Source organism: Streptomyces iranensis (assembly GCF_017874715.1).
In the GTDB taxonomy this organism is placed as follows: Bacteria; Actinomycetota; Actinomycetes; order Streptomycetales; family Streptomycetaceae; genus Streptomyces; species Streptomyces iranensis.
On sequence record NZ_JAGGLR010000002.1, the window covers coordinates 373,678 to 388,780 of the forward strand.

17 protein-coding genes are annotated in these 15,103 nt (G+C 70.4%); 3 read left to right on the forward strand and 14 right to left on the reverse strand.

Features of this window, described 5'->3' with window-relative positions:
• Positions 1 to 447 (forward strand): RbsD/FucU family protein, encoded by a 447-nt coding sequence (locus tag J2Z30_RS05315; RefSeq protein ID WP_044578563.1) that lies wholly within the window; start codon positions 1 to 3, stop codon positions 445 to 447.
• A 45-nt stretch (positions 448 to 492) separates the two neighbouring features.
• Here J2Z30_RS05315 and J2Z30_RS05320 read toward each other — a convergent pair whose 3' ends face one another.
• On the reverse strand, positions 493 to 1,317 hold the full coding sequence (locus J2Z30_RS05320; RefSeq protein WP_209468562.1) for an oxidoreductase: 825 nt from the start codon (positions 1,315 to 1,317) through the stop codon (positions 493 to 495).
• A 38-nt stretch (positions 1,318 to 1,355) separates the two neighbouring features.
• On the opposite strand from J2Z30_RS05320, the gene J2Z30_RS50760 reads away from it, so the two are divergent.
• On the forward strand, positions 1,356 to 1,925 hold the full coding sequence (locus tag J2Z30_RS50760) for a TetR/AcrR family transcriptional regulator (RefSeq protein WP_044578561.1): 570 nt from the start codon (positions 1,356 to 1,358) through the stop codon (positions 1,923 to 1,925).
• Between the two features lie 52 nt (positions 1,926 to 1,977).
• Here the strand turns inward: J2Z30_RS50760 and J2Z30_RS05330 are convergent, their stop codons facing one another.
• A complete protein-coding gene (locus tag J2Z30_RS05330; RefSeq protein WP_044578559.1) occupies positions 1,978 to 3,168 on the reverse strand; it encodes an alginate lyase family protein in 1,191 nt (396 codons plus the stop codon).
• 178 nt (positions 3,169 to 3,346) lie between these two features.
• Between J2Z30_RS05330 and J2Z30_RS05335 the strand changes: the two genes are divergently transcribed.
• Entirely contained in the window at positions 3,347 to 3,949 is a 603-nt protein-coding gene (locus J2Z30_RS05335) for a TetR/AcrR family transcriptional regulator (protein WP_044578557.1), read from the forward strand.
• Between the two features lie 89 nt (positions 3,950 to 4,038).
• Here J2Z30_RS05335 and J2Z30_RS05340 read toward each other — a convergent pair whose 3' ends face one another.
• From J2Z30_RS05340 to J2Z30_RS05395, 12 genes are all read right to left on the reverse strand, one after another.
• The gene (locus J2Z30_RS05340; RefSeq protein WP_044578555.1) at positions 4,039 to 4,896 is read right to left on the reverse strand and encodes a class I SAM-dependent methyltransferase; all 858 of its coding nucleotides are present in this window, start codon (positions 4,894 to 4,896) and stop codon (positions 4,039 to 4,041) included.
• Positions 4,897 to 4,917: 21 nt separating this feature from the next.
• Positions 4,918 to 5,262, reverse strand: coding sequence for a VOC family protein (locus J2Z30_RS05345; RefSeq protein WP_044578553.1), 345 nt, complete (start codon positions 5,260 to 5,262; stop codon positions 4,918 to 4,920).
• A gap of 1 nt (position 5,263) precedes the next feature.
• Positions 5,264 to 5,443: a ribbon-helix-helix protein, CopG family gene (locus J2Z30_RS05350; RefSeq protein ID WP_044578551.1), complete on the reverse strand. Its 180-nt coding sequence runs from the start codon at positions 5,441 to 5,443 to the stop codon at positions 5,264 to 5,266.
• Between the two features lie 105 nt (positions 5,444 to 5,548).
• A complete protein-coding gene (locus J2Z30_RS05355; protein ID WP_044578550.1) occupies positions 5,549 to 6,238 on the reverse strand; it encodes a siderophore-interacting protein in 690 nt (229 codons plus the stop codon).
• A 166-nt stretch (positions 6,239 to 6,404) separates the two neighbouring features.
• On the reverse strand, positions 6,405 to 7,460 hold the full coding sequence (locus J2Z30_RS05360; protein WP_044578548.1) for a 2,3-butanediol dehydrogenase: 1,056 nt from the start codon (positions 7,458 to 7,460) through the stop codon (positions 6,405 to 6,407).
• 65 nt (positions 7,461 to 7,525) lie between these two features.
• Complete coding sequence (locus J2Z30_RS05365; RefSeq protein WP_044578546.1) at positions 7,526 to 8,539, reverse strand: aldo/keto reductase; 1,014 nt, start codon at positions 8,537 to 8,539, stop codon at positions 7,526 to 7,528.
• A gap of 21 nt (positions 8,540 to 8,560) precedes the next feature.
• A complete protein-coding gene (locus tag J2Z30_RS05370) occupies positions 8,561 to 9,535 on the reverse strand; it encodes an electron transfer flavoprotein subunit alpha/FixB family protein (protein ID WP_044578545.1) in 975 nt (324 codons plus the stop codon).
• 37 nt (positions 9,536 to 9,572) lie between these two features.
• A complete protein-coding gene (locus tag J2Z30_RS05375; RefSeq protein ID WP_044578544.1) occupies positions 9,573 to 10,346 on the reverse strand; it encodes an electron transfer flavoprotein subunit beta/FixA family protein in 774 nt (257 codons plus the stop codon).
• 52 nt (positions 10,347 to 10,398) lie between these two features.
• Positions 10,399 to 11,394: an ABC transporter permease gene (locus tag J2Z30_RS05380; protein ID WP_044578543.1), complete on the reverse strand. Its 996-nt coding sequence runs from the start codon at positions 11,392 to 11,394 to the stop codon at positions 10,399 to 10,401.
• Between the two features lies 1 nt (position 11,395).
• Positions 11,396 to 12,913 carry a sugar ABC transporter ATP-binding protein gene (locus tag J2Z30_RS05385; protein ID WP_209468563.1) on the reverse strand — a complete coding sequence of 506 codons (1,518 nt, stop codon included), beginning with the start codon at positions 12,911 to 12,913 and terminating at the stop codon, positions 11,396 to 11,398.
• Positions 12,910 to 13,953 carry an ABC transporter permease gene (locus J2Z30_RS05390; protein ID WP_209468564.1) on the reverse strand — a complete coding sequence of 348 codons (1,044 nt, stop codon included), beginning with the start codon at positions 13,951 to 13,953 and terminating at the stop codon, positions 12,910 to 12,912. Before J2Z30_RS05390 ends, J2Z30_RS05385 begins: the two co-directional genes overlap by 4 nt.
• Positions 13,950 to 15,044, reverse strand: a complete 1,095-nt coding sequence (locus tag J2Z30_RS05395) for a sugar ABC transporter substrate-binding protein (RefSeq protein ID WP_052701712.1) — start codon at positions 15,042 to 15,044, stop codon at positions 13,950 to 13,952. Before J2Z30_RS05395 ends, J2Z30_RS05390 begins: the two co-directional genes overlap by 4 nt.
• Between the last annotated feature and the right edge of the window lie 59 nt (positions 15,045 to 15,103).

Genomic DNA, 15,103 nt, shown 5'->3' on the forward strand with positions numbered 1-15,103 from the left:
GTGCTCAAAGGACTCGACCCGCTCCTGACTCCGGACCTGCTGTACACGCTCGCGCGGATGGGGCACGGGGACACTATCGCCATCGTGGACAGGAACTTCCCCGCGCACTCCGTGAACGACCAGGTGATCCGGCTGGACGGCACCGACGTCGTCTCGGCGGGCCGGGCGGTGCTCGGACTACTGCCGCTCGACACGTTCATCCCCGAGCCCCTCGCGAGGATGGAGGTCGTCGGCGACGCCACCGCCGAGCCGCCGGTGCAGACGGACTTCATCGCCGCCGCGGAGGAGGCAGCGGGCCGCCCCGTCGCGGTGGAGACGGTCGAGCGCCACGCGTTCTATGCGCGCGCCCGCTCCGCGTTCGCGGTGGTCATCACGGGCGAGGACAGGCCGTACGGATGCTTCCTGCTCACCAAGGGCGTGCTTCCGGAGTTCTCTCCGCAGCGTTGATGCCCGCCGGCTGCCGACGGCTGGAACGCGGCCAGGGTGGCGGCGTCACACCTGAGCGAGGATGCCTCCGTCGACGCGGAACTGGGATCCGGTGAGCCAGCGCGCCCGCTCCGACACCAGGAACGCGACCAACTCGGCGGCGTCCTCGGGGGTTCCGGGGCGGTTCATCGGCACGTTCAGCCGCGTCGCGAGATCGCGCTGCGCCTCCTCCAGCGAAACCCCTTGCCTGTCGGCGATCTTCTGATGGTGTGCGATCGCCCCCGGGGTGGCGATGAAGCCCGGCAGGACGCACACCACCCGCACCCCGGCCGGGCCGACCTCGGCCGCCAGCGAGCGGCTGTAGCTGTTCATGGCGGCCTTGGCCGCGGCGTAGGCGGCCTGACCCGGCTGTGGCAGATGGCTTGCGATGGACGAGACATGCACCACGACCCCCGAGCCGCGCTCCACCATGCCCGGGACCAGTTCCTGGTCCAGCCGGACCGCGGACAGCAAATTGACCTCGAGGTCCGACCGCCAGGTTTCCTGCGGCCGGGTCAGCGTGTGCTCCGGGGCGCTGCCGGCGCCCGCGTTGTCGATCAGGATGTCCACTCCGCCGGCGGCGTCGCGCACCCGCTCCGCCAGCTGTCGTGCTCCGTCGGGGTCCGCGAGGTCCGCGGTGAAGAACCGCGCCGGCAGTGCTCCCTCGGGCGGCGCCGTTCTGGCTGTCGCGAAGACGGTCGCGCCCGCCGCGGCGAGTCGCCGCACGATCGCCGCGCCGAGCCCGCGGCTGCCGCCGGTGACCAGCGCGCGCCGCCCCGCAAGCCCTTCGTCGGGAATCGCCCCGGGCACACCGTTCCCACCAGCGGGTACGTTGCTCTGTATGTCGTTCATGCGGCCAGAATACCTGACTTACCAGTAAGGCAGTTTCCATGGGAGAGCAAGCCGATCGAAGGCGCACCGACACGCGTCGTCGCGTACGGGCCATCGCGCTGGAACTGTTCACCGAACAGGGCTATGAGCTGACCTCGTTGACTCAGGTCGCCAGGCAGGCGGGCGTCACCAGGCAGGCCGTCCTGCACCACTTCGCGAACAAGGAGGAACTGCTCACCAGCTCCTACGAAGAACTGCTCCCGGCGCTCGACGTCATCATCGAGTCCGCACGCGCCCACCCGCCTTCCGCCGCGACCCGCATGCGAGCCATCGAGCGGTTCGACGCCCTGGTCCGCGGCGAAAACGGCGCCTCACTGGTGTGCGCCCAGCTCAACGAGCACGCGCTGCGGGGACTGGCGGCCGCGCGCACACTCCAGCAGCGGCTCGACGACCTGATCCGCGCACTGGGCACCGGCGAAGGGCCCGAGGGCACGATGCGCGGACGGCTGGCCCTGTCCGCTGTGATCATGGCCGCGGCACGCGGACGCGAACTGGGCGGCCGGCAGGCAGAACGCCACAAGGCGGCGCTCGCGGTGGCCCGTTCACTGATCGGGGCCGAGAACGCGTGACCTGCCGCGCCCCGGCCCCCCGGTGACGGCGGGGGGCCGGGGCAGCACCCGGTCAGGACGGGTTGTCCGCGTGGGTGAGGGTCGTCCAGGCGTTGAAGTAGTTGTCCGTGCCGGACGGGCGGTGGGCCTCGGTGTACTTCTGGGTGTTGGACATGCTGATGCCGAGGCGGTTGTGGAGGGCGTTGAAACCGACCTCGGTGACCTGGTCCAGGCCCTTCTTGACGGAGCCGCCGCACAGCCAGGACGGCACGGCGGTGCCGTTCTCGTAGGCGGTGTGGAAGCCCAGTGCGTAGCGCAGCCGGTCCTGGATCTTCGGGTAGAGGTCCTGGCCCTGGATGCGGCTGGTCTCCGCGATGTCCGCGATGGAGGCGATGCCCCAGCCGGTGTGCCCGAAGTCGCGGCAGGTCTCCTGGGCGAGGCCGTCGGCGAAGGTGCTCTGGCCCTGCCAGTACTTGATGATCTCGGCCTCGGTGTCGATGCTGCTGTCCGCGGGCGGCTTGGGCAGGTCGCCGTCGCTGGTCAGGTATACGTACGCCGGGACGCGGTCGAGGTAGGTGCTGACCGCCTTGTCGTAGGCGGAGCGGTCATCGAGGAAGACCGCGATGCCGATGGCCGCCTCGGTCATCACCAGTTCCCAGTTGCCGTTCTTGGTGGCGGCGCCGTTGATCACCTCGGGGAGGTAGACGTCCCGCAGCATGGTGGCGAACCGTCCGGCGCCCGGCCAGCCGCCGTCGTAGGTGTACTTGATGATCTCGGCGGCGCGCGGCCAGGTGGCGCCGGACCAGCCGGACTGCAGCGGGGCGTTGCTGTTGGTGTGATCGGTGATCGTGGAGGACCAGGCGTCCATGATCTCGATCGACTTCTTGGCGTATCTGCTGTCCCGGGTGAAGTACCAGGCGAGCGCGTCGGTGTACGCCGCGATGGCGTCCTGGCGCTCCTCGGTGCACCCGTGGTTGGGGTTGGACGACGAGCCGCACTCCACGACGGCCCGCGGCCCGGGGGTGCGCGACAGCGAGGCGTAGGAGCTGCCCAGCATGTCGTCGTAGGCGGCCTTCCAGGGCTGCTGGCCCGCCTGCACCTTCGAGCGGGCGTAGTCGAGTTGGGCCCGGCTCACCAGCACCCCGGGGTGGGTGAAGGCGGCCGGCGCGGCCGTGGCCCGTGGGGCCGGTCCGCCGAGCTGAAGGCTCAGCAGACCGGCCAGCAGGGCGAGAACACTGAGTAACGCGGTTCTGGTTCGTGCCATCCCATGACCTCTTTGTTCATGGATGAGAACACAGTTCCCACATACGGACAGGATGGCCTGGACCATAAGGACAGCTCGTGAACATGTCAATGCCTGGGCGGCGATGGCCGGTCGGCCCTGGCTCGACATCGAAATATACTTGCCGGTCAACACGCAAGTTACTTGTTAAGATATCCGCATGGTCACCACTCGCCGTACCCAGCAGGAGCGCCGCGCCCAGGCCGAAGCGGCGCTGCTCAACGCCGCCGCCGAACTGGTCGTCGAGCACGGTGTGCGGTCGCTGACGCTGGCACGGGTCGGCGAACAGGCGGGGTACAGCCGCGGGATCGTCACCCACCACTTCGGATCCAAGCAGACCCTGGTCGAGCGACTGGCCCGCGCGACGCAGACCGGCTTCGTCCCCGGGCTCGCGGACCTCCCACCCGGGCTCGACCGGCTCCTGCGCCTCATCGACGGCTACGTCGGCGCCTCCGGGGGCGCCGGAACGATGAACCGGGCCTTCCTGCTGCTGTGGGCCGAGGCGGCCACCGCGTCCGAACTGGCCCCGATCTTCCGCGAGCGCGACGAGGCATTCCGCTCCGATCTGCGCACCGACGTCGCCGCCGGCATCGCCGACGGCGACGTGCGCCCGGACGTCGTCCCCGACGACGTCGCCATCGCGGTCCTCGGACAGCTGCGCGGGATCGGACTGCAGCACCTCCTCGACCCCCACACCGTCGACACCGCACGGCTGCGCCACACCGTCACCGACTACTGGCGCCAGGCATTGCGCGTCCCATAGGGCCCGGGTCACTCCGAAACCGATCGCGGCACCACACGGTCAGGCCCTCGGACGGACATCGCCATGGGGACGCCATCCGGTCGTGCGAGTCAGGTGGTGGCCAGCAGCAGATCTTCTCCGCTCGATGGGCGGAGGCCGTCGGCGCGATCAGCGAAGTAGCGCTCGGCGAACGAGGCTCCCGACACATGTCGGACGTCCTTGAAACCGGCTTCGCGGGCCAGTTCCAGCATCTCGGGCGGTTTGTAGAAGCTGATGAACGGCGTTCCGGCCGCTTGCGCGCCTTCCTTGCTCGCCCGGAGGCCGGGGCGGTCGGCGGCGTCGAGGAGTTCGGCCGGCAGCAGGAAGGTCATGGCGAGCGTCGAGCCGGGCGCGAGCCCGGCGATCTGGCGCAGGGTGGCCGCGGTGGCCTCTTCGGTGAGGTACATGGTGACGCCGGTGGAGACGATGACCGCGGGTCTTCCGGCGTCGAATCCGGCCGCGGCCAGCTGCTTCAGCCAGTCCTCGCTCGCCTCGAAGTCGACCGGCACCAGGCGCAGCCAGTCGGGGACGCCGTAGCCGAGTTCGTCCAGGCGATGGCGTTTCCATGCCTGCGGGCCGGGCTGGTCGACCTCGAAGACCCGTACCCGGGAGGCGGTCTCCGGCCTGCGCTGGGCGAAGGTGTCCAGACCGGCTCCCAGGATGACGTACTGGGTGACGCCGTGGCCGGCCCGCTCGGCGATCAGGTCCTCGATGAAACGGGCGCGGGCCACCATGGCCGCCCGGAACCCCCTGGTGGCGTCCGGGTCCATGTCGGGGCGGCGGCGCCAGTCGGCGTCGGGGGCCGCCAGCCGCAGGCCGATCTCGTCCTCGAGCACATACGGCGGTGGGTCGACCTGGACATGCATCGCCCGCCAGAGGGCGGTCCGTACCGCGGTACTGTCCGGCGCCCCGGTCTCCTCGTCCACCACGGTGTTCCCCTTTCGTCGCGGTCAGTTCTCGCCGGGGGCCTGGAGGTTCCACAGGCGTCCGTCGGGGTCGCGGACGGTCATCTCCCTGGTCCCGTAATGGGTGTCCTCGAACGGCGTGACCACCTCGACGGCGGGGCCGGGACGGAACGCGTCCGCGTCCGCCACCTTCAGCACGATCCGCGTCTGGGGCTCCCGGTCCTCGGGGACCTCGGAGATGAAGACGTACGGCCCGTCGCCGTTGCGGAGCCGGCCGGAGTTGTGGTCGGTGGCGAACTCCAGCTCGTACCCCAGCGCCTGGAAGAACCCTGCCGACTTACCCCAGTTGTGGGTCGTCAGGAACACGGCCTCGATTCCTTCGGTCGCCATGTCAGCTCTCCTTCTCGGTCGGTTGCCGTTCGTACCCATGGGCGTCGTCGAGGTAGGCGCGCAGCGCGTCGGCGACCAGCGCCGACAACGACGTGCCCGACTCGATGGCGTGGTACTTGACCTGCTTGATCAGCTCGATCGGCAGGTACACGTTGAACTGCTTGACTTCCCTGTCACCCACGAGTGCGATGCTAGCATCCTAGCAAGCTAGGAGACGATGGGCGCGGCCATGGCGAACCGCCCGACCGACGCGGAACGTCGCGGGTCGACTGCGGACCTGTCCGCCCTACTCCAGCCCCCGCTTCCCCGGCGCCCAGAACGGCTTGGTGAGCACCGCGCGCCGGTCCCAGCCCGCCTCCCGGACGAGCACCTGCCGCACTTGCTGCACGGTCCGGGCCTCCCCGGCGACGTAGGCGATCCCGCCCGGCTCGGGGGCGAGGCGCCGCACCGCGTCCGCGAGTGAAGTGCCGCCCCTGGTCAGCCAGTCGAGGCGGTCCGAGTGGGTCAGCGGCAGCCGGTCCGCGGCCGTCTCCGTCTCCACGCAGCCGGAGACGCGCGCCCCGGGCGGCAGTGCGGCCAGCATCGCGCCGAAGGCGACGGACGCCGTCTCCTCCCCGACGAAGACGTGATGGGCGGCCTCGGACCGGAGCGTGAACGACCCCTCGGGTTTGCCCAGCCGCACCCGCGCGCCGACCTCGGCGCTCCCGCCCCAGCGCGCCCCCGGCCCCGCTCCGGCGTGGTCCAGCACACACAACTCGACGGCGCCGGAGGGGTCATAGGCCCACACGGAGTACGTACGACGGGTCAGCCCGGAGCCCACCAGAACACGCACCTGCTGTCCGGGGCGGACCTCGAGCCCGGCGAGGGCGTCGCCCTCGATGCGCAGCCGGCGCATGCGGGCGGCGATCGGTTCGGCCTCGGTGACGGTGCCGCGGAGCATCAGCAGATCCAGGACCGGGTCCAGCAGCGTGGGCATGGGGGTGCTCCTCGGGGAAATCGGGGGCGTGCGCGGGGAGTTGGACGGACACGACACGACCGGCCGAAACGCGATAGTACGCGTTCTCGATCGAATGCGATAGTGCGCGACTTGGCGGTGCCGCGATACTCACCCGCCCGGAACGGTCAGCCCCGCGGACGCGTCCCTAGGGCCGCACCAGGATCTTGATGTGGTCTCCGGTGCCGTCCAGGAGCACCTGCAAACCGCCCTCGACCAGGTCATCCAGGTCGATGCGCCCGGTGATGAACCGGTCCACCGAGAGCTTGCCCGCGTTGAGAAGGTCGATGACGGGCTGGTGGTCGCCCGCGTAGCAGATGGTGCCCACCAGCCGCACCTCCTTGAGTACGAGCGGAATCATGTCCAGCGTCGCCGGATGGCTCCATATCGCGACGTTGACGACGGTCCCGCGGGCCTTGACCGCCGCGACGCAGGCGGCCAGTACGGAGTCGACTCCCGCGCACTCGAAGGCCACGTCGGCCCCGGCGCCGCCGGTGAGCTCCCTGATGCGCTCGTCCGCCTTCTCCGCGAGCGGGTCGATGACCGCGTCGGCTCCCGCGTCGAGCGCTCGGCGCCGACGCCCGGCGGACGGTTCCACCACGCTGACGTGCCCGGCTCCGGTCGCCTTCAGCACCGTCACGATCAGCAGCCCGATCGGCCCGGCGCCGAACACGGCGGCGCTGGCTCCCGGTGCGATCTCCGCCCTGCCGACGGCGTGGTGGGCGACCGCCAGCGGCTCGATCAGCGCACCGGCCTCGGTCGTCACCTCGCCGAGGGAGAACACCAGCTCGCGGTCGACGACGATGTACTCGGCCAGGCCCCCGCCGCCGCCCGCCAGTCCGATGGTGGCCGCCCGGTCGCAGCTGTTGTGGTGACCGGCCAGACACGGAGGGCAGGACCGGCACACCAGCCTTGGCTCGGCGGTCACGCGCTCGCCCACGCTCAAGTCGTCGACATCCGCGGCCAGTTCGGCGACGGTGCCCGCGAACTCATGGCCCAGGACGACCGGTGAGGTCTCCCCGGTCATCGGATGGGGCTCCCCGGGGGTCGGGCAGAAGATGGGTCCGTCCACGTACTCGTGCAGATCGGTGCCGCAGATGCCGCACCAGTCGACCTTGATCTTCACTGTCCCCGGCCGTACGGCCGGTTCCGGGATCTCCTCGATGCGTATGTCGCCTCGTCCATGGAATCGAGCGGCCCTCATGCGTTTCCTGCCTGTTCGTTCGGTGCCTGTCCGGGTTCCATTCCGGCTGGGGGGTGGACGCCGTCCTACGGCGTCGGGGCGTCGGGACGCAGCAGACCCGCGTCCCGCAGGTCGTCCCACAGTTGCCCGGGGATCCGGGCCCCGAACAGCGCGGCGCTTCCGCTCTGCTGCTCGGGGGTGCGGGAGCCGACGCATACGCTCGCCACGGACGGGTGGGCCGCGGCGAACCCCAGTGCGGCGGCGGGCAGAGCCACGTCGTGTGCGCGGCAGATGGCGTGGATCCGCGCCGTCCGCTGGAGGATCTCCGGGGGCGCGGGGGCGTAGTTGAACTTCGCCCCTTCGATGGCGCCGGTGGCGAGCACACCGCTGTTGTAGACCCCGCCCAGGATCACGCTGACGCCCCGCTTCTCGCACAGGGGCAGCAGTTCGTCCAGCGGATCCTGCTCCAGCAGGGTGTACCGGCCGGCCAGCAGCACGCAGTCGGCATCGGTCCGCCGGACGGCTTCCAGACACACGTCCGTCTCGTTGACGCCGAATCCGATGGCCGACACCACCCCTTCCTCCCGCAGCCGGACCAGGGCGGGAAATCCCTCCTCGACCGCCTGGCGGAACATCTCCGGCTGGGCGTCGCCATGGGTGTAGTGATCCACGTCGTGCATCAGCAGAATGTCGACGTGATCGGTGAGCATGCGCTGGAGGCTCTCCTCCACCGAACGCATGATCCCGTCGTAGGAATAGTCGTAGTGGGCGGCGAAGGGCGCCGGCTCCACCCACAGGCCGGAGTCGAAGGTGCCGGGCGCGGCGGGCTCGAGCCGCCGGCCGACCTTGGTGGAGATGACGTACTGGTCACGCGGATAGCCGCGCAGCGCGTGACCGAGCCGGTGCTCGCTCAGCCCGTGGCCGTACAGCGGAGCGGTGTCGAAGTGGCGTATCCCCAGATCCCACGCCTGGGACACCATCTCCATGGCCATGGGCTCGCTGAAGGGGTGCAGGAAATTGCCGATGGGGGCCGCGCCGAAGGACATGGCGGTGGTGCGGACGGATGTCCGCCCCAGCGGACGGGGTTCGTTGACCCGCATGAGGACCTCCTGAGGGGGTGGTCAGGCGCCGGCTGCCCGGCGGTTGTCGATCTCGGTGGTGGCCTGGACGAGGACCGCTCTCAGATCGCCGACGACACCGAAGTCGGCGAGGCCGAAGATCGGCGCCTCGGCGTCCTTGTTGACCGCGACGACGGTCTTGGACGAGCGCATCCCGGCGATGTGCTGGATGGCCCCGGAGATGCCCGATGCCACGTAGAGCTGCGGGGAGACCGTCACACCGGTCTGTCCGACCTGGAACGCGTGCGGATACCAGCCCGCGTCCACCGCGGCGCGTGAGGCGCCCACGGCGGCTCCGAGGCAGTCGGCGAACGCCTCGACGGCGTCGAAGTCACCACCCGTGCCACGGCCTCCCGAGACCACGATCGAGGCGTCGGCGAGATCGGGGCGGCCGATGTCCTCGCGGGGCTCACGGCTGATGATCCGTGCCGCTCTCGCGGCGTCGGACACCGCCACGTCCACGGTCTCGACCTCGATCGGGGCGGCGGCGTCGGCGTTCTCCGGGGTGAGGGAGTTCGGCTTCAGCGTCACGATCGGTGTGCCCTTGGTGATGCTCGCCGTCGTGGTGAAGGCGCCCCCGAACACTGACTGGGTCGTGTGAACAGCCCCGTCGTCGCCCCGTACGACGTCACTGGCGTCGGTCACCAGACCCGAATCCGTCTTGATCGCCAGGCGGGCGGCGACCTCCTTGCCCTCCGAGGTCGAGGGGATCAGCACCGCGGCCGGCCGTCTGCCCGCGACCAGGTGGGCGAGCGCCTCGGCCTTGGGCGCCACCAGACAGTCACGGTAGGCGTCGTCGTCGAGGACGTAGACCTTAGTGGCCCCGTACTCGGCCAGTTGCCCGGGGGTGACGTCCGCCTCGGCTCCGAAGAACACCGCGGACGGCTCGCCGAGGCGGCGCGCGCAGGTCAGCAGCTCGGCCGTGGTCGTGCGGATGGCGCCGTCGGTGTGGTCGACGACGACGAGAATCTCGCTCATAGCGCTTGTGGGCCTTCCGGTTGGGTCCGCGGACAGCTCAGACGAGCTTCTGCGCGACGAGGTATTCGGCGAGCCGCGCTCCGCCCTCGCCCTCGTCGGACACGATCTGTCCCCCGGTGCGCGCCGGGCGGGCGGCGAACGCCGAGACCGTCGTCCCGGCGGCCTCCAGGCCGACCTCCGACGCGATGCCGAGGTCCGCCAGTGACCAAGTTTCCACCGGCTTCTTCTTCGCCGCCATGATCCCCTTGAACGAGGGGTAGCGCGGTTCGTTGCTCCGGTCGGTCACGCTCAGCACCAGCGGACCGGACGCCTCGATGTGTTCGGTGGCGGTGCTGGATTCCCGGCGGATGGTGACGGTGCCGCCCTCGACGGTGACCTGCGACGCCAGGGTCAGCTGCGGCACGCCAAGACGCTCGGCCAGCATCGCGGGCACCACGCCCATGCCACCGTCGGTGGATGCCATCCCGCACAGCACGATGTCGTAGCCCGTCTTCCTGACCGCCGCTGCCAGCACCAGTGAGGTGGCCGCCGCGTCGGAGCCGTGCAGGGCGTCGTCGACGATGTGCACACCACGGTGCGCCCCCATCCGCAGGCCGCGGGCGATGGCATCGGCCGCCTCCTCGGGGCCGACGGTCACCACCGTCACCTCGCCCCCGTCGGCCTCCGTGATCCTCAGCGCCTCCTCGACGGCGTGCTCGTCGAGTTCGCAGAGCATTCCGTCCACGTCGGCCCGGTCCACGGTGTTGTCGACCGCGCTGAACGTCCGGTCGGCGGCGGCGGGCACGTACTTCACACAGACGACGATGTTCACTGTCGATGACTCCTTGTCTCTCCCGGGGATCCGGTCACGCGTCGATGAGCGGTCATGCGACCGCCGCTCCCCGCCGTCGGTTCGCGGTCGCCGCGATCGCCATGATCACGATCCCGCCGTAGAGGATGGGCTGGAACGCCGCGTTGATGCCGACGAGGTCCAGGCCGACCCGGAGCAGCGCGATGACCAGCGCGCCGCACAGGGTGCGCCCCACCCCGCCGATCCCCCCGGAGATGGCCGTGCCACCCACGATGACCGCCGCGATGGCGGGGAGCAGCAGCGTGTCGGAGGTGGTGGCACCGGCGGATTGCAGCCGGGCCACCTGGAAGACCGCGGCCAGCCCGGCCAGGGCCGCGGAGGCGGTGAAGACCGCGATGACGATCCCGCGGGTACGGATGCCGCTGTGGGCCGCGGCCCGCTCGTTGAGCCCGATGGCGCGGATACGGCGGCCGATCGGCAGCGCCTTCATCCAGGCCATCAGCGCGAGGGCGACCAGCAGCACCAGGAGGTAGGAGATGGGCAGGCCGAAGATCCGGTAGAAGATCCACTCGATGGAGCCGTAGCCGTCCGTGACGAGGATCGAGTCGGCCCGTGAGGTGGTCAGCGAAAGACCGGCGAAGATCCCCAGGAAGCCGAGGGTGATGATGAAGGAGGGCACCTGGGTGGTGATGTGGATGACGCCGATGAGCGTCCCGCACAGCGCGGCGCCGACCACGACGAGGGGCACCGCGGCTGGGCCCCAGTTCCCCAGTCCGTGGGCGAGTGCGACACCGGCGAGGCTCGCGAGTCCGGCGTTCGACAGGTCGATACGTCCGGTGAGCACGACCAGGGCCTCGCCGATCGCGAGCAGGGTCAGGGGTGCGGCCTGTTCCAGCAGCGAGATCAGGCTCGGGGCCTGGAAGAACGAGGAGTCGTACGCGCCGACGGCGATGACCAGCGCCGCGAGGACGAAGAAGGGGGCGGCGCCGGCTTCGTGGAGCCGCCTGAGCCGAGAGGTCCCCGCCGTGTCGGTCCGCGCCTCCGGCGGCGCCTGTGAGGTGGTGGCCATCTCAGACCATCCTTTCGAGGACATCGGTACGCTGCGGCCGGGAGCCCACACCGGAGGTGAACTCGTCCGTGATGCGGCCGTCCTTCATGGTCAGGACCCGGTGGCTCATCGCTATCCCCTCGTCGAGGGTGTCCGCGAGCAGCAGGACGGCCAGGCCGCGCGCGGCGAGCCGCCGGATCAGCGCGTACACATCCGCCTTGGCGCCGACGTCGAGCCCCCGGGTGGGGGTGTCGAGGACCAGCACCCGCAGCTCGGGGTCGAGGAGCCACTTGGCGAGCACGACCTTCTGCTGGTTGCCACCCGACAGGTCGCGCAGCGGGGTGTGCTGGGAGGGGGTGCGCACCCGCAGGTCCCCGATCCACTCCTGGACCGTGCGCCGCTCGCGGGCCGGGTCCAGGAGCGGGCCCCGGCTCACCTGCCCGGGATGGGCGAGCGTGAGGTTCTCCCGGACGTCCATGCCGAGCACCGCTCCGTCCACCTTGCGTTCGGAGGGCACATAGCCGATGCCCGCCCGCACCGCGTGCGCCGGAGACCTGGGCCTGATGCGCCGTCCGTCGAGCGTGATGGTGCCCGACTTCACCGGTACGGCCCCGAAGATGGCGCGGGCCACGTCCTCCCGGCCACTCTCCTGGACACCCATCAGGCTCACCACCTCGCCGTGCGCGATGGTGAGGGAGACGTCGTGGAAGGTCGTGCCGGTGAGGTTGGTCAGCTCGAGCCGCGGCCTGGTCCGGGCGGGCCGCTGGTCCGACTCGTGGTAGTAGCCGGCGCTGAGATCCTGCCCGACCATCATCGAGAAGAGCTGGTCGGTGGTGACATCGGCCGGGCGGCACTCGCCGACCACACCGCCGTCCCGCATGACGTAGACCCGGTCGCAGATCTCCAGCACCTCCTCCATGCGGTGGGACACGAAGACGACGCTGGCGCGCTCGCGCAGCTCACGGACGATGGAGAAGAGCGTCTCTATCTCGGAGTGCTCCAGGACCGAGGTCGGCTCGTCGAGGAGGATGACCGGTTCGTGGTGGCCGCGCTCGCCCGAGGCGAGGGCCTTGGCCACCTCGACCATCTGGCGCTTGGCGAAGGACAGGCGGCCGGTCGGTGTGGCCGCGCGCAGCGAGCCGCCCACCAGGTCCAGATAGCGCTGGGCCCGCCGGTTCAGATCCGACCACCGGTAGAGCCCGAACCGCACCGACGGCCCCTCGTTGCCGAGCAGGACGTTCTCGGCGACCGTGATGTTCTCCAGCAGGGACTGCTCCTGGAACACCATCGCGACACCTTTACGGTTCGCGTCGGCCACTCCCTGGAAGGCGGCCTCCGAGCCGCGCAGCAGCAGGGAGCCCGAGTCGAGTCGCTGCAGACCGCACAGGACCTTCAGCAGCGTCGACTTGCCCGCGCCGTTCTCCCCGATCAGGCCCAGCACCTCGTGCTGCCGGACCTCCATGTGGACGTCGCTCAGGGCACGGACACCGGGGAACGACTTCGTCGCCCCGCGCAGTTCCATGACCGGTGTGTCATTCACTTGATCACCCTCAGACGTTGCCGGGCGCGCCACAGGGTGAGGCTCGCGGCGGTCACCACGACGGCCCCCTGGACGGTTTGCTGGATGTAGGAGCTGACACCGGCCAGGACCATGGCGTTGGCGATGGCCACCATCACGACCACCCCGACCAGTGAGTGCAGCACTCCGCCGCGGCCACCGGTCAGCAGGGTCCCGCCGATGACCACGCCGGCGATGGTGGTGAACAGCAGACCGGTCCCGATGCCGACGTCACCGACGCCGGACCGGGCGGTGGCCATCGCCGAGGCCAGTCCCGCGGTGGCACCCGCGAGGACGAAGGCGGCCGCCCGGTAGGCGCGTACCGGGACCCCGGAGAGCAGCGCGGTCTCCTCGCTGCCGCCGATGACGTAGGCGTAGCGGCCGAAGCGCGTATAGCGCTGCAGCGTCCACCCGAAGGCCACGACCAGCAGGGCGATCCACACGATGCCGGGGAGACCGGCCGTCCTGTGCTCCGCGAGGGCGCGGAAGGACTCGTCGGTCACCCGGGGCGGAGTGTCTCCGAACAGCAGTTGGGCCACGCCCAGGCCGATCTGCCAGGTGCCGATGGTGACGATGAAGGACGGGACGCGCAGCAGTCCCACGGTGGCGCCGGCGACCAGTCCGATCGCCGCTCCGACCGCGCATCCGGCGGCGATGGCCCAGAGGCCGAGGTCCATCGTGTTGCGGTCGTTGGCGACCAGCAGGGCGGTGGTCAGGGATGCCGCCGCCATCGTGCCCTCGAGCGAGAGGTCGATGCCTCCCATGAGGATGACGAAGGTCAGGCCGACCGCCAGCACCGCGGGGACGGCGCTCTGCTCGGCCACCGCGCCCAGGTTTCCCGGGGAGAGGAACGAGGGGTTGACGAAGCTCATGACGGCGGCGATGAGCGCGAGCACGGCCAGGGCCGGTGTGGGGATGGTGTGCGAGCCGAGCGCGGCCCGCCCCGGCCGCGGCGGCTTGTCCGCGCCGCGGCCGGTGGCGCGGGGGTCGTGGCGGTCGGCGGGTGCGAGTGTCAGCTTCACTTGATCGGCCTGCCGTTCTGTGACCACAGATGCGTGAAGTCGAGCTTCGTGGTGTCCGTGGGGGACGGAACCGAGGACGCGTTGGCCCGGGTGATGATGGGCAGCGGCTTGAGATAGAACGACCGGTGGCCCTGGGGTTCCTTGGCGGGGTTGATCCTGCCGGTGGCGGCCGCGTACCCGATCGACATCCCGAGGCCGCCCTGGGCCGCTCCGGTGGAGGGGGTCGTGGCGACGTAGCCGGTGGACGGGTCCCGTACGTCGTGCACCGTTTCGGCCAGACCGTCGATCGAGGCGATCTTGACCTTCCCCTTCCGGCCCGCGTTCTTGACCGCCCCCAGCGCGCCCAGGCCCATGGAGTCGCTGGCGGCCCAGATGCCGCCTATCCGGTGGCCGTACTTCGTCAGATAGGTCTGGGTGACGTTCTGGGCCTTGGTGCGGTCCCATCCGGCGGTCTGGTCGCCGAGCAGCTTGATGCCGGGGTACTCCTTCAGCGCCTTCTTCAGCCCCCGGAAGCGCTCCTGGGCGGGCGCGTTGTCGAGGATTCCCTGGAGGGCCACGATCGAGCCCTTTCCTCCCATCGACCTGAACAGGGCCTTCGCCGTCTCGTAGCCCTGGGGAACGCCGTCGACCGACATATGCGCGACCCAGTGCGGGGACTCGCTCTCCGGGGCCAGGCCGTCGGGCCGGTTCCACTGTGTGACCAGCCACGCCCCGGACTTGTCGACCGCCTTGACGATCGCGGGCAGCACCGAGGACTCGTTGGGGTCGACGTTCAGCACGACGCACTTGCCGCCCTTGGCCAGGATCGACTGGATCTGGCTGAGCTGCTTCGAGGAGTCGCCGTTGCTGGCGATCCACTGGTAGCGGTGCGCATGGCGCGATTTCGCGAAGGCACGGGCCCCGGCGTTGACGGCCACGTAGTACTCGTTCTCCAGTCCCCGGCCGGACTGGACGAGGGTGACGTCCGACGGTTTGCACCGGCCGGAGTCGCCCGCGGCCGATCCGCTGTCCACCGCGCCGCAGGCGCTGAGGGACGTGGCGAGCAGAGCGGTCAGGGATCCGCTGATCACGGCGGATCGGGGATGGTGCATGGTACGTCCTCCTGTTGGTACGAGCCGCCGGGCGCGTCAGGGGCGATGGCGGCGTCCCG